This is a genomic window from Arthrobacter burdickii, assembly GCF_030433645.1.
Taxonomy (GTDB): Bacteria; Actinomycetota; Actinomycetes; order Actinomycetales; family Micrococcaceae; genus Arthrobacter_D; species Arthrobacter_D burdickii.
The window spans coordinates 2,490,617-2,504,526 of record NZ_JAROCG010000001.1 but is presented as its reverse complement, the minus strand read 5'-3'; the positions used below and the strand labels follow the sequence as shown (position 1 = coordinate 2,504,526).

The 13,910-nt window shown below is 66.6% G+C and carries 14 protein-coding genes and 1 riboswitch; of the genes, 6 read left to right on the top strand and 8 right to left on the bottom strand.

Annotated features, from left to right (window positions below; all coding sequences use genetic code 11):
• Window positions 1–385 precede the first annotated feature (385 nt).
• A complete protein-coding gene (locus P5G52_RS11750) occupies window positions 386–916 on the bottom strand; it encodes a hypothetical protein (protein ID WP_301227570.1) in 531 nt (176 codons plus the stop codon).
• Window positions 917–1,639: 723 nt separating this feature from the next.
• Between P5G52_RS11750 and P5G52_RS11745 the strand changes: the two genes are divergently transcribed.
• Together P5G52_RS11745 and P5G52_RS11740 are read left to right on the top strand one after the other, a co-directional pair.
• A complete protein-coding gene (locus P5G52_RS11745; protein ID WP_301227568.1) occupies window positions 1,640–2,326 on the top strand; it encodes a DUF4386 domain-containing protein in 687 nt (228 codons plus the stop codon).
• 418 nt (window positions 2,327–2,744) lie between these two features.
• Window positions 2,745–3,479 (top strand): TetR/AcrR family transcriptional regulator C-terminal domain-containing protein, encoded by a 735-nt coding sequence (locus tag P5G52_RS11740; protein WP_301227567.1) that lies wholly within the window; start codon window positions 2,745–2,747, stop codon window positions 3,477–3,479.
• Between the two features lie 84 nt (window positions 3,480–3,563).
• Here the strand turns inward: P5G52_RS11740 and P5G52_RS11735 are convergent, their stop codons facing one another.
• From P5G52_RS11735 to P5G52_RS11720, 4 genes are all read right to left on the bottom strand, one after another.
• Window positions 3,564–4,220, bottom strand: a complete 657-nt coding sequence (locus P5G52_RS11735; RefSeq protein WP_301227565.1) for a maleylpyruvate isomerase N-terminal domain-containing protein — start codon at window positions 4,218–4,220, stop codon at window positions 3,564–3,566.
• A 143-nt stretch (window positions 4,221–4,363) separates the two neighbouring features.
• Window positions 4,364–6,073, bottom strand: a complete 1,710-nt coding sequence (locus P5G52_RS11730; protein WP_301227562.1) for an amidohydrolase — start codon at window positions 6,071–6,073, stop codon at window positions 4,364–4,366.
• A 17-nt stretch (window positions 6,074–6,090) separates the two neighbouring features.
• Window positions 6,091–7,344 carry an MFS transporter gene (locus P5G52_RS11725; RefSeq protein WP_301227560.1) on the bottom strand — a complete coding sequence of 418 codons (1,254 nt, stop codon included), beginning with the start codon at window positions 7,342–7,344 and terminating at the stop codon, window positions 6,091–6,093.
• A gap of 93 nt (window positions 7,345–7,437) precedes the next feature.
• Complete coding sequence (locus tag P5G52_RS11720; RefSeq protein WP_301227558.1) at window positions 7,438–8,055, bottom strand: TetR/AcrR family transcriptional regulator; 618 nt, start codon at window positions 8,053–8,055, stop codon at window positions 7,438–7,440.
• A 151-nt stretch (window positions 8,056–8,206) separates the two neighbouring features.
• Between P5G52_RS11720 and P5G52_RS11715 the strand changes: the two genes are divergently transcribed.
• The 3 genes from P5G52_RS11715 (at window position 8,207) to P5G52_RS11705 (ending at window position 11,263) form a co-directional block, all read left to right on the top strand.
• Entirely contained in the window at window positions 8,207–8,632 is a 426-nt protein-coding gene (locus P5G52_RS11715) for a VOC family protein (protein ID WP_301227556.1), read from the top strand.
• 95 nt (window positions 8,633–8,727) lie between these two features.
• Window positions 8,728–8,856, top strand: a riboswitch (SAM riboswitch).
• A gap of 258 nt (window positions 8,857–9,114) precedes the next feature.
• A complete protein-coding gene (locus P5G52_RS11710) occupies window positions 9,115–10,554 on the top strand; it encodes an LLM class flavin-dependent oxidoreductase (protein ID WP_301227554.1) in 1,440 nt (479 codons plus the stop codon).
• 136 nt (window positions 10,555–10,690) lie between these two features.
• Window positions 10,691–11,263 carry an MOSC domain-containing protein gene (locus P5G52_RS11705; protein ID WP_301227552.1) on the top strand — a complete coding sequence of 191 codons (573 nt, stop codon included), beginning with the start codon at window positions 10,691–10,693 and terminating at the stop codon, window positions 11,261–11,263.
• A gap of 32 nt (window positions 11,264–11,295) precedes the next feature.
• On the opposite strand, the gene P5G52_RS11700 is transcribed toward P5G52_RS11705, so the two are convergent.
• The gene (locus tag P5G52_RS11700; RefSeq protein WP_301227550.1) at window positions 11,296–11,850 is read right to left on the bottom strand and encodes a cysteine hydrolase family protein; all 555 of its coding nucleotides are present in this window, start codon (window positions 11,848–11,850) and stop codon (window positions 11,296–11,298) included.
• Between the two features lie 242 nt (window positions 11,851–12,092).
• On the bottom strand, window positions 12,093–12,626 hold the full coding sequence (locus P5G52_RS11695) for a hypothetical protein (protein ID WP_301227547.1): 534 nt from the start codon (window positions 12,624–12,626) through the stop codon (window positions 12,093–12,095).
• Between the two features lie 186 nt (window positions 12,627–12,812).
• Here P5G52_RS11695 and P5G52_RS11690 point away from each other — a divergent pair, with 186 nt between their 5' ends.
• On the top strand, window positions 12,813–13,406 hold the full coding sequence (locus P5G52_RS11690) for a carboxymuconolactone decarboxylase family protein (RefSeq protein ID WP_301227545.1): 594 nt from the start codon (window positions 12,813–12,815) through the stop codon (window positions 13,404–13,406).
• Between the two features lies 1 nt (window position 13,407).
• On the opposite strand, the gene P5G52_RS11685 is transcribed toward P5G52_RS11690, so the two are convergent.
• Window positions 13,408–13,872 carry a VOC family protein gene (locus P5G52_RS11685; protein WP_301227543.1) on the bottom strand — a complete coding sequence of 155 codons (465 nt, stop codon included), beginning with the start codon at window positions 13,870–13,872 and terminating at the stop codon, window positions 13,408–13,410.
• Window positions 13,873–13,910: the final 38 nt, after the last annotated feature.

Sequence of the window (13,910 nt, the reverse complement as noted above, 5' to 3'; positions counted from 1 at the left end):
GGCCGCCATGCGGCGGCCGGGAGATGGTTCGCTCGGCCAGTCGGTCGCGCTCGAGCTTGGCGAAGCAACACCTCGAAAGGAGTGGCGGGACCCGTGGGAGCACCATGACCTACCGCCACATTGCCACGCCCTTGTGCTGGCGACTCTTCGCGGCCCGCCTAGGCCCTTCAGAGCGGCGCGAATCTTCCCAGTGCAGGACGGATGGTGATCTCGATTGGTCAACACGCCGTCCGTGCGCTTTCTCGGCGGTTGAGGGGCCGAGTATTCCCGATTGCCAGACGACTTTCGCGCGGGATGGAAGTTACCACGGGTCACGCATGCGGCGGCTTGGGTATCGGCGAAGTCCCAAGGGTCGAGCGTTGATCAACGAGTCGCTGGCCACTGTCTAAAGACGTTCATCGGCTGCCTTCGGTTCCAGGGACCGGCCCACGTCGACCACGGGCCGGAAGGGCGCGGAACACGCGAGGGACAACACCGCGAGCAGCGCATAAAAGTGCAGGGCGACCAAAGCCCCGCGGGGTGTCCCGACGGCAAGGGCGCTGCCGCCGGCAAGCGGGGCCATGACCGCCCACAAGGGGATGATGGAAAGGGCAAGGAGGCCGCATGCGGCGCGGGTCCAGACGCGTCCACGCCCGCTCAATGCGTAGCCGCCCGCCAACCCGATGAGCGGCACCATGATCGCCCCGCCGCCGATCCCAGTGGTGACCAACGCTGCCAGTGCTCCCGGCATCGCCAGGGGCGCCACGATGAACAGCAGCGGCGTCAGCGCCAGCCAGCGCCATCCCCGACGGCCACCAGTTTGCCGTAGATGTTCTGCCCAACCCAGCAGCGCACCCACCGCCACACCGGGGCCGAGGACGCCCGCCAGGGTTCCCACCCACGTGACATCCGATTCAGCACCGGCTACCTCTCCCATATACTCGCGGAGTCCTGCCGCCCAGGCCAGGCCACAAACGGCACCGATCTGGATAAGTCTCACCGTTGCCTCACTTTCCTGATCCCTCTGGTGTCCGCGGTACGGAGAAATACACCCGCAGGATCAAGGGTAAGAACCGCTTCGCACCCTTCCAAGTGCCGGCCCGGAGGAAGCCGCGGCCACGGATCAGTTCAACCCGTGTGATCCTTATCGGCATACCAGGGAATACCATCGCAGAGCCGTTCTTGTGTTGCCGGGCTTGCTGCATCCTGGATGCACCACAGCGGATTACCGACAACACCGGCTCGACCACCGACTGACCGAACGTGAAGATGGCCGGTTGGTCGAGCATCCTCCACCGGGCGATGAGCAGCCCTAACCACGAGCAGCCCTAACGCGCTGAACTAGTGACGAGTGCGCGACCGGGAGTGGCGGCTCAGGAGATCGTTGAGCGCCAGCGTGGCGACGATGATCGATACGGCGACGCACACCACCCCGACTCCGATCACTCACGCCGGTGCCGGCGCCATCCGCCCCGACATTTTGAAGACCGCTGTCCAGCCGCCTCGAGTTACACCTTCGCGCCCGTCGACCCTCCGCAGGTGGCACCCTTGACAGGCGTACGCCGTACACCTAGCCTTCGAGACAGAAGGTGTACGCCGTATACCTCTGTCCTAGGGAATCATCATGAACCTATCCAGACCTGCCGCCGTCGTAGCTGGAGTGTTCTTCCTCCTCACCGAAGTGGGCGCGATCACCGGGCGAGCCCTCTACAGTCCGATCCTGGAAGGCACCGATTACATCACCGGCGCCGGCGCGGACAATTCAATCCTTCTGGGCGGGCTCTTCGAGCTGCTTCTGGTGATCGCCGCCGTCGGCACCGCTGTCACGCTGTACCCGATCATCAAGCGACAGAATGAAGGGGTCGCTCTTGCCTTCGTCGCGGCCCGCGTGCTGGAAGCAGCAGTTCTTCTCGTCGGAATCCTCAGCCTGTTGTCGATCGTCACACTTCGACAGCAATTCGACGGCGTCGCAGACACAGACCTGACGGCGCTTTCCACTATCGGCTCCGCACTGGCGGCCCTGCACAGCTGGACATTCCTGTTCGGACCGAACTTCGCCCTGGGTGCCGCTTCGCTGCTCCTGGCCTACCTGATGTATTCATCGGGTCTGGTGCCCCGCGCGATCGCCGTGCTCGGGCTGGTCGGCGGGACGCTGATCTCCCTTTCCGCGCTCGCAGTGATGTTCGGCGCCTATGAGCAGACGTCCACCATCGGCCTCCTCGTCGCGCTTCCAGTCTTCACCTGGGAGCTCTCCCTGGCGGTGTGGCTCATCGCCAAGGGCTTCCGCCCGGTAAGCATCCTCACCACGCAGTCAACCCTGACCGACGTGGCTGCGGCTGTGCGATAAAGGCAGCTCAACCCAACACCCTGAGGCGCGGTCACCGCCGTCATCTATCTGGCACGGGAGCCCACCAGGAACCTCGTGGGCTCCCGTCCGGCTTCGTCGCCGCTTTCCGTATGGACCCAGCGACCTCATGGTCATCGGATCGATAATGGACATCGCTTCCCCCTCGTTGTCGAACGCCTCATCCGGGTCCCGGTCACGATCGTGCTGGTACTGACCCTCTGGGGCGCGGCCAGGCTCGACGCGGCGTACCCCATCCCCGATCAGCAGCACCGCGCCGCACCACACCTGAAGAAGGCCCGCATATTTTCAACGGCACCTCCGCACCGCTCATGTGCGGCTTGCACCTGAGATAAGCGCAGTAAAGTGTACGCTGTACTCCCGTCGATGAGCTCGGACGGAGAAGGGAAAGGTGTAGGACGTGACCCAGAACCTTGAAGTGGACCGGCGCGTCCGCCTCAACAGGGACCGTGTCCTGCAGGCCGCCGTCTTCCTGGCCGACGAGACCGGCATTGACTCACTGAGCATGCGCAGGCTCGCCCAGGAGCTTCAGGTAGTGCCGATGGCCCTGTACAAGCACGTCTCCAAAAAGGAAGAACTCCTCGACGGCATGGTGGAAACCATCATCGCCGAAATCGACCCTTCAGCGGGAGGATCCGACTGGAAAAGCGAAGTCCGGCAGCGGGTGCTCTCAGCACGCCGCGCGTTGCAGCGGCACCCATGGGCGCGCCAGGTCATTGAGTCGCGCACCACCAGAACCCCTGCTGTGTTGGCCTATTGGGATTCCTTCACCGGCATGTTCCTGGCTGGTGGTCTCTCCGTCGATCTCACCCACCACGTCATGCATGCCATGGGCGGCCGCATGTGGGGTTTCACGCAGGAGCTGTTCGACGACCCCGCCGCGGCCGCCGGACAGAGTGCGGTGCCGTCGGCCGCCCAGGCGGTGATGCTGCAGCAGATGACCGACCTGTACCCCAACATCGCTGCCATTGCCGCCTCCAGCGCCCATGACGGCGCCTCGGTAGTGGGGCAGGGCTGCGACGATCAGTTCGAGTTCGAGTTCGCTCTCGACTTGCTCTTGGACGGATTTGAACGACTGCACCGGCAGGGCTGGAGCTCAAAGCCCGGAAAGCCGAGTGGCGGACGGCAGGACTGAATTCTCCCGATGCCCCGGCAGCACTCTCGGCGCTGGCGGCGGTGCCGGCATTGACCCTCACCCGCCAGGTATTCGCGTTTCCCCTCAGAATGCGCGGATGGCATCCGGGTGGCGTTCTCTCCGGGCCAGACCTCGAATCACCGACAGAGCTCCGTGCCGACGTGCGGCTACTTGAACCAGGACGATGGCAACCTCGTCATAGGCGTCCTGCGGACAGTCTTTGCTGTTCTCCTGGCCCACGCTGACCGCAAGGTCATCGAGGTGTACCACCAGTTCCACCAGGCGCGTCCGCAGGTATTCCTCGACCGTGATCACAACACCCTGCAGGACTTCGACCCGTCGACCCAGGGTCGATCCATCAAGACGTTCTTGCAGCGCCAGTCTCGCTCGTCCGACCTCCCGTGCAAGGGCCGACGCCCCGGCGCTGGAGGTATCCAGGGATCGGGCACGGACACTCCGGTGGAACCCGCTGTCGACCGGATCATGATCACCCAGCACTGCAGTGATGTAGCCCGCGGCATCAGTGGCTTCGGTTGCGTCGGGCGGTGCGGGGGCATCGAGGTACCGCTCCACCGTCAGCACGCCCCGTGCCAGGTGCCCGGCCAGACCCGCCACGGTATAGCCCTCGAGTGCACTCTGGTCCTCCCAATGATCAGCAACAGGCTTGCTGTCGAGAACGACTTCGACCTGCTGGGCCGCTCCCAAGAAGGCGGTAAGAATTCCGGTCGATGCATTCCGCATCTATCAACTCCCGTCCGGCTGCGCCTCGTTGCTGTCCGTGGCTACTGTCCCCCTGTTGGGACCGGGTGGCAAGATGCACTCGCCCGCCTGCGTGGGCCGACGGAGGCCCTACTCCCCCGCCGGCCCGAGGTCGGTCGGCAACGTCAGGAAGGAGAGCATTCCGACGGCGTACGAATCCGTTCCTGATGCGCTTCCTCCCGGCGTGACAACAGCCCACTCGGCGTCTCGTACCGGTGGACGCCGTTCACAACCACCAAGCAGGTCTGGTTGCTGAGCAGCCCGATCGGATCCTCCGACAAGGGGTCCGCCTCCAGCACCGCGAAGTCCGCAAGGAAGCCGGGCTCTATGCTGCCCTCCTGACGCTCCGCCCTGCAGGAATAGGCCGCATCCCTGGTGGCGTGATGTAGGGCCGACTCCAGGTCGAGCGCGTATCGGGGAAGATTCGCCGGCAGGGACTGATCCAGCGCGGACTTGCGGGTTGCTGCGACATACATGTTGGGGAGCGGCTCGTGGGGGGCGGTCGGCGCATCGGTGCTCAGCGCCAGAGTAGCCCCGGCGGCGATGAATTCCACCCACGGGTAGGCGCGGTCTGTCCGGTCATCTCCCAGCATGGCCTGCCAGTTGTGCTGGATGGCGGGGTCGGCATGGACGGGTTGCATCGAGGCGACGACGCCGAGCCGGGCCAGCCGGACCACGTTCTCGGGTGTGACGGTCTCCAGGTGTTCTATCCGGTGGCGCCGGTCGCGGGGCCCGTTGATCGCATAGGCCGCTTCCAGTGCGTCGAGTGCAATATCCGAGGCCTCGTCGCCGATGGCGTGGATGGCGATCTGGAGTCCGGCCGCATCTGCTGCCGCGACGACGGGGATCAGGGCCTCGCGATCCCAGATAGGGTCGCCGTTCGTTCCATCGAAGTACGGTTCCTTCATCGCTGCGGTGCAGCTGTCGATGACCCCGTCGAGAACCAGTTTGATGCCTGCCATCTTCAGGGTCGGCGAGTCCACCTGAGCGGCCAGCTCGACGGCACGGTGCACCTGCTGGAGGTTCTCCTCGACGGTGGGTCGGCGGTGGACGAACCAGTGTCCTTTGATCCGGAGGGGCAGCTCTCCCCCGTGTCGGATTTCTGCGCGAAGGAAAGCCTGGAGGTCGTTGTCCTCCACGGCCATGTCGACGACGCTGGTGACTCCGCTGGCAAGATAGTGGCTGATCGCGCTCTCGAGCCAGGAATCCCGGTCGGTGTCGGTGGCCTGCCGGGCCAGCGCGGGCCAGACGATCTGTTGCGCCGCGGTCTCGAGAAGCATCCCTGTCGCTTCTCCGGTCTCGGGGTCCCGCGTGATGGATCCTCCATGGGGATCCTCGGTGTCAGCGGTGATGCCGAGCTCTGCCAGTGCTGCCGAGTTCACCCACACCGAATGCAGGTCGTTGGCGTCAAGGTAGACGGGGACGTCCTCGACGGCGGCGTCGAGCATCGCCCGGTCGGGAGCGGTGCCGTCCAGGGCGCTGTAGAGCCAGCCGCCGCCCAGAATGCGTGGGGCCCCGGGGTTCCGGCGTCGCGCGTCCTTCACCGCTTCCTGTATCTCCGCCAGCGACGAGGCTCCGCGGAGCTGCACTTTCTGCAGGGACTGTCCGAGCATGAGCAGGTGGGTGTGCGCGTCGACGAATCCTGGCAGGACAAAGCGGCCGCCGAGGTCGACCTCACGCGTTCTCGCCGTGTCGGCCCGGTCAGTGCCCTGATGGCCGGCGTCATCATGACGGACGGCATGGATCCTGGTGCCGTCGACGAGGATGGAGCCTTTGATCACTCCCCGAGGAGTAAGGATGGACGCGTTGGTATAGGCGGTCTGCTGAAGTGGCACGAGAATCCGTTCTATTGTCAGGCGATGGCTGCGTGGGGGAAATCGGTCTCCGGCGTCGCGTCCGGCACGGGACGTTTTTCCCTGCGCAGGGACTCGCGCGAGACGACTACCAGGGGACCCAGGACCAGCAGGGTGATGCAGCCGAGAATGATGCCCAGGGCCGGGTAGCCCAGAGCCGAGGAGACCGCGGTGCCGAAGAGGGGTGCGAAGGAGGAACCGACCAGGTAGACCCCGAGGATGGGAGCCGACCAGCGGCCTGTTGGATCCAGCGCGGCGGCGATAGCGATGACATAGAGGAACGCCACCATGTAGACGGTGTTCCAGATGATGATCACCACCAGGTACAGCTGGGGATCGGTGATGAATCCGGACGCGATCTTCAGCGCCGCACCGATGAGGAGAGCTACTGCGAGCGGGACCGTCCGCCCGAGTCGTTTGCCTGCAACTCCCACCAGTGCGGAAGCCAGGAGCCCACCCAGGGTCGAAAGGCTCAGTACCAGGCCCATTCCTGCTTCATCGAGCCCGGCTTGCTCTGCCCCCATCACTGCTGCGACGGCCCAGAGCGAGTCCTCGCCCAGTGCCCACATAGCGAAACAGGCAAGGAGCACGACGCCGGCGATGGTCACGCTTCGTGGGCTGTCGACGGGAGACGCCGAGCGGCCGATGCTGCCGTGCGGTGTGGCGGCCGGACGATCCGGCAGCCACCCCGTGGTCACGAGCGCCGCAAGCGCCAGGCATGCCAGGATGCCGAAAGCGCTCGCCATGCCCAGGCCGACGACGGGGATGATGAACAGCACGACGGCGACAATGGCCCTGTTGGCGAATCCGCTGATACCCGATGCACGGTCAGGATCACGCAACGCAGCAAGGGCGGCTCCGCCTGCAGCGACTGCGCCGCCACCGCCGATGCCGCCGACGATGATCCCGGCCGCGGCGATCGTAGGCTCGGCGACCAGGGCGGCCGCACCGAACCCCAGGGCCGTGAGTGCCAGACCCGCCCGCGCGACTACATAGCGGCCGCCGAGGGCGGTCCAACGGGAGGTAGCCAGGCAGGCAAGGGCGGACAGGAGCAGGCAGGCCGTCATGAGTGTGCCCGCTCCGGTCGGGGTGAACCCCAGGTCGGCCAGCGCGACGATCATGACGGGGACCAGATTCGCGGTCATGAATCCTACGACCGTGATCCCGAAGGTGGAGATGGCCCGGGAGGCCGTCAGTGGAACCCTGACGGTGGCGTCGGGTTGTGCAGGCGTTCTTCCCACGGCGTGCTCCATTCATTGAGAGTGTGATGGCCGCCACTCCAAATGAACGGCGTTCATTTAGTATCGGGGCGAGGGGCCCCCCGAGCAATAGTTTTTGAAAGCCTTTCAGTTAACTTTGTGTTTCACCCGTGTTGCGATGCCGGCGATCAGTGCCTCGAGGCCGAACTCGAAGGCGCGCTCGACCCGCTCCGGCGCCGACGGGCTGGATCGGACCGCCCTCGTCAGGGCCGGGTACTTCTCGGGTTCCGGCCCCCAGACCTCCTCGGGGGCAGTGAAGTCGAGTGCCGCACCCAGGGCGAAGTAGTCGACCAGCGAGAGGGCCGGAGCGACGTCGGCGGCGTCGAGGCCGGACCGTTCCAGGGCGAGCGTCAGATCCTCGTACATGGCGATCACCTCGGCCGCCCTCACCGTTTGGGTCACCAGCAGGGGTACCAGTCTGGGGTGCGGAGCGAAGCAGTCGCGATACCCGCGGATGAGCATGCGCAGCGCCTCGTCCCACGGGGCGTCAGTGGTCGACGGCGTGGGATTCGAGGTGAAGAGGTGGGCGCGGAGGAGTTCCACGATGTGTTCGCGGCTGGAGATCCGGTTGTAGAGCGAGGACTGACTGACGCCGAGCTCGCGGGCGATCCTGGGGAAGCTGAAGTCGCCCGTCTCGTCGACGAGCTTCAGTGCTGCCTCGACGATCAGTTCGACGGACAGGAGGGTGGATCGGGGGCGCGGCATTGACGGTCTCCTTTTAGGCCCAAAGTAGCAGCCGGACAACCGGCGGCAGAGCGGTCGCGCCTGGAACGGCCGCAGGGGCAACCGCACCGCATGCGGAAGTCCATGGCTGCGCACACTCACCGGACAGCCGTCGCGCGGCTACGCTCTCGCCATGGACCAACAGCTGCACTTCATCACCGTCGCCACGCGGGACCTCGATGCGGGACGGTCGTTCTACCGGACGCTGGGCTGGACGCCGGCACTGGATGTTCCGGGCGAGATCATCTTCTACCAGGTGGCACCCGGCCTGCTGCTGGGGCTGTTCCTCGATGACAAGTTCGCCCAGGACGCCGGACTCGATGCCAGACCCGCGCCGTCCGGGGTGACGCTGTCCCACAACGTCGGCAGTCCTGCCGACGTTGACCAGCTCGTCTCGGCGATGGCGGCTGCGGGCGCGACCATCTTGCAGGAGCCCCGGGACGGCGCTTTCGGGGGCATCTTCCACGCACTCGTGCGCGATCCGAACGGCATCGTCTGGGAGATCGCCCACAATCCGGGCTGGCATATCGGTGAGGACGGCACGGTGGACATCGGCTGACGCGGAGTTCACGGCATGGAACGGCCGCTCCGACGACGGGTCACATCGCTTCTCATTGGTCCCACCGCTCCGTTCTCCGCCTATAGTCGTTCCAGCTTCAAGAGATGCGGTCGCAAAGCTCCGACTGGACCGCGCACCAACCCCATGTTCCTGGGTGGTTCGGATGACGAAGCGGCCTTCGCCTCGGCATGACAGTGCTGGTCCGGCGTGGGCAAGAGCACGTCGAAAGGCTTATCCCGTGAGCTGTACCGCCCACCGCACCGTTCCCTAGCAGGCACCTGCCGGACGACGCCGATCCTGCTGTCGCTGTCCGGTCCTCTTCCGCACCGTGTGCCGGCCGTGCCAGGACTCACGCAACGACGTACTGGTCATGAGGCGTCCGGCTCCACGGTCGGCGACGCTTTCGACGCGCACAGGCGCCAGGACATTCTGTGCTTCCTACTCCCCGGTTTTCCCGCCTTCCGAAAGGACCAGGTCCACGCATGACACGTCAGATCGCCTTCAACCTCTTCGAGATGAACTGCGTGGGCCACATCTCCCACGGCCTCTGGGTCCACCCCGAGAACAACCGGCACCGCTTCAACGATCTCGACTTCTGGACGGAGACTGCGAGGATGCTCGAGGCAGGGCTCTTCGACAGCGTGTTCCTCGCCGACGTGATCGGCACCTACGACGGCTACCGCAACGGCCCCGAGACGGCCCTCCGGGAAGCCGTCCAGATCCCGAGCAACGACCCCCTGCTGGTCATCCCGGCGATGGCTGCGGTCACCAGGCATCTCGGCTTCGCCGCAACCTTCTCCACCACCTACGAGCCGCCGTTCGCCTTCGCCCGCAGGGCCTCGACGCTGGACCACCTCACCAAGGGCCGGTTCGGCTGGAACATCGTCACGTCGTACCTCCCCAACGCGGCCCGCAACTTCGGACTGGCCGACGAAGTGGAGCACGACCAGCGCTACGCCATCGCCGACGAGTACCTCGATGTGCTGTACAAGCTGTGGGAAGGGTCCTGGGACGACGACGCGGTGATCGAGGACCGTGATCGGCGGGTCTATACCGACCCGTCCAAGGTCCGCTACATCAACCACCGTGGCCCGAACTTCTCCGTCGCCGGTCCCCACCTCAGCGCACCGTCCCTCCAGCGCACGCCGGTCCTGTTCCAGGCCGGCAGTTCGACGGCGGGGAAGGCGTTCGCGGCCAAGCACGCCGAGGGCGTCTTCGTCGGCGGACGCGACGCGGCGGCGTACCGCGAGAACGTCCAGGACCTGCGCAGGCTGGCAGTCCAGAACGGCCGGGAAGCCGGCCACATCAAGGCTTTCGCCGGGGCCGTCGTCATCGTCGGCAGGACCCACAAGGAGGCACAGCGCAAGGCGGAGGAGTACCGGCGACTCTCCAGTGCCGAGGGCTACCTCGCGCACGCCGGTGGTGACGGCATCGACCTCGCTGCCTACCGGCCGGACGAGGTCATCGACGACATCCTCGCGCGGGAAGACCGCCCCGGCTGGGACAAGCAGCCCAGCAACCGGCACCATCGGCCGGGGACGACGGTCGGGCAGGCACTGGAAAGCATCACGAGGTTCGACCGCGGTCCCTTCGTCGCCATCGGCACTCCCGGCGAGGTCGCCGACGAGATCGAGCGGTGGGTCGAGGGCACGGACCTCGACGGATTCAACCTACGGCAGTTCCTCACGCCCGGCACCGCCGAGGACTTCATCGAACTCGTCATCCCCGAACTCCAGCGACGAGGCCTGTACCGGACGTCCTATGAGGAGTCGACCCTCCGCGAGCGCCTGTTCGGCCCGGGGAACACGAGGCTGTTCGACCAGCACCCCGGTGCGCGGTACCGCAACGGCGCCCACCTCGGTCCGGGGGCCGGCACCCTCGATGCCAGCGGCGTCGAGCCCGCGACCCCCTCCTTCGCCTAGGTGGAATGTCCACCCCGACGACCTGTCCGAGACACCTCCGGCCGTTTCCGTCCTCGGGAGGACTGTCGGCCGGAGTGAACCGGTGCCGGGGGCTATCGAGGCGAACTGGAGTGCTACGACCGGATACCGTGGGGGCATGACGCCCGGCTTCCGGTACGACGTGGAGATCCTGCACCTGCTCGTGTCGGGGGCGCACGCCTACTTCGGTCGGGCGCGGGATGGTGCGGCGGACGTCGTGACCACGGACGCCGACAGCGTCGAGGTCGTCGCGGGCAAGGGAATCGTGGGAGACCGCTTCTTCGGCAAGGCGGCCCACATGGATGCCGCGGTGACCCTGTTCGCCATCGAGTCGCTTGAGGCGATAGCGACAGAGCTCGGCGCCGATCCCTTCGATCCCCTGCTGCCCCGCCGCAATCTGGTCCTGCGCGGCGCAGAGCTTCCGCCCCTCATCGGGCAGGACTTCGTCCTGGAGACACGGACGGGGAGCGTGGGATTCCACGGAGGCCGGCACGCGCACCCCTGCGCCTGGATGGATAGGATGCTCGCGCCCGGCGCCCATAAGGCGATGCGGGGCAGGGGCGGGCTGCGCTGCCGCCCACTCGACAGCGGGACCCTCTCCCGCGGACCGGCGGTCCTGGTCAGCCCTGTCCCCTTGGACCCCGCGCAGGCCGGCAGCGCCTCCGTGCTGAGGCCGAGCCGGCTCCCCTGACCCGACCGGGGGCGCACGTGGCGATGGGACGGCTAGCCCGGAAAACGGATGTCCGCCGTCGCGCCGACACCGGCGGTCCGGCCGGGGGCGGCCTGGTACTGCCAGTACAGATTGGTGTGACCGATGACCTTGTCCGGCGAAGGGGCACCCCACGCGCTCTGGTCCTCGGTCGTATGGGCGTCACCGACCAGCGTCACGTCGTACCCCCGCACGAACGCCCCATGGATGGTCGAGCGGATGCACGCGTCGGTCTGAGCACCCGATACCACCAGCCGACCGACGCCTGCCGCTGCGAGGACATCCTCGAGGTCGGTTCCCTCGAACGAGTCCCCATAGCTCTTGTGCACGAGCGGTTCGGACGGGAGTCGCTCGAGTTCGGGGACCAGTTCCCAGGAATCCGAACCCACCTCGAGGTCGGCATCCGAGTGCTGCACCCACACCACCGGGACACCTGCGGTGCGTGCCTTCGCGACCAGCACATCGATGTTCGCGACGACCGCGTCGCGGTCATAGGCATCGGCGACGACACCGTTCTGCACGTCGATGACGAGCAACGCTGTCCTGGGGCGGTTCTGCAGGGTCGTCATGGCTGCTCCTCGTGTGCTTCTCGACAAGGGCGGGGTCGCTGGTCTGCGCTTCCCGCCGACTGAGGAAAGAGTACGTCGCCGGGCTGCCGCAGGGAGGAGCAATGCGGACAACCCGGTTCCGCAGCAGCAGGGCTGCCGAGGAACCGGGCCTGTGCGCACGGCGCCGACCAGGGGCAGGGCGGCGCCGTGCGCAACGGGCTGTCCGAAGCGGGGCTCTCCAGGACCAGCCGATGGTGTTCCGCTTACCGGTGTCCGCCGATGATGCCGAGTTCCACGGCCTTGGCCGCACCGTCCGCCTCCGCCCGGGTGAGGGACCCGTCCGTGACTGCGGCATCGAGACGGTCCTGAAGGGCAGCGGCCCGTTCCTCCTGCTGCTCGGTGCGAAGGTCATCCAGGGCGGTCTGCACCGTGGACTCGTCCAGTCCCAGTGCCTCCGCGAGCGAAGCAGCCAGAGCGGCCTGCATCGCCTCCCGATCAGGCCTGGTACCGTCGTCTTTCCCGGACCGTGCCTCGTCCCGAATGGCCTCCAGCGCGTCGCTGACCGCCGTTTCCTCCACCCCGAGCTTCTCGGCGAGGCTTGCCGTATCGACTCCGCCGCGGCCGTGGCGACCGAAGCCGCCGTCGTGGTTCTCGTCACCCGGAGTGGCCGACGCGCTGGCCGTCGGCTCGGGCGTCGCCGTCGTTGCCGCAGAGGCCATACCGGTGACTCCGAGGCTCGCTCCGGCCACGAGGGCAGCAGCGCTGACGCCCAATGCGATCTTCCTACGCTGAATCATTTCGTCTCCTCGATCTTCCGCTCGTCTCGAGCGGTTGCAGTGATGGGCCCACACGGCCCAGGACCACTGTCACTGCCGCGCTTGTGGCCCACCTTTCGCGATGCTGTGCGCAGGCTGTGCCGGGAGGCAGTGTCCTCCTCCGGTGCGGAGGCACATACTGGAGGTCCCCGCGGAAGGTGGCACGCCATGATCATCCCCACCATCGATCCCCAGGACGCGTCCGGAACAGTGGCAGAGATCTACCGGAAGGACATCGCGGCATTCGGCTACGTTGCGCCGCATACCCGCGTGCTGGCACTGCATCCGGAGGCGTATGACGCCTGGGAGCAGCTGATCGGCGCTATCGCCGGGCCCATGGACAAGCGCCGCTACGAGCTGGTGACACTTGCCGCCGCACTCGGCATCGGTTCCCCCCACTGCCGTCTCGCCCACGGCCGGAAGTCCCTCGGGCTGATCGACGAGGCGCAGCTGATAGGGATCGCCCGCGACTACCGCACCGCCGGGCTGCCGTCGTCCGACGTCGCGATGATGGCGTTCGCGGAGAAACTCAGCAGGAACTCCTCCTCGATGACCGATGCGGACACACAGGTGCTCCGCAACGAAGGATTCAGCGACGAGGAGATCGTGCAGATCGTCCTTGCCGCGGCTGCGCGCAATTACCTCAGCCGGACGCTCCAGGCGCTGGGGTCGGACGTCGACGACGAGGTCGGCCTCAGGCCCGAACTCCGGGCCGCACTGCTCGAACCGCTGCTGGACCCGCGGGATGAGGCCGGACGATAGATCAGTCGCCCCGATAGGCGGCTTCAAGGGCTGCGATGTCCAGCTTCCGCATGCCCAGCATGGCCTCGAGGGCGCGCTGGGCGCCCGCGGCGTCCTCGCCTCCGATCAGTCCGGGCAGCACGGTCGGAACAATCTGCCACGAGAGTCCGAACCGGTCCTTAAGCCAGCCGCACCGGCTCTCCTCGCCGCCCTCGGTCAGCGCGGTCCAGTAGTGGTCGACCTCCGCCTGGTCCGCGCAGGCGATCTGGAAGGACACCGCTTCCGTGAAGGAAAACTCGGGGCCCCCGTTCAGGGCGACGAACGATTGGCCGTCCAGGTCGAACGACACCGTCAGCGCCGGATCATCCGGTCCCTGCCCGGCGCGGGAGACGTCGACGATGCGGGAGTTCCTCACGACCGATGTGTACAGCTGAGCGGCTTCCTCGGCCTGGCTGTCGAACCAGAGGCACGGGGTTATCGATCCCATCGGAGGTGTCCTTTGCTCGTGCCGCGCTGGAGCGCCGG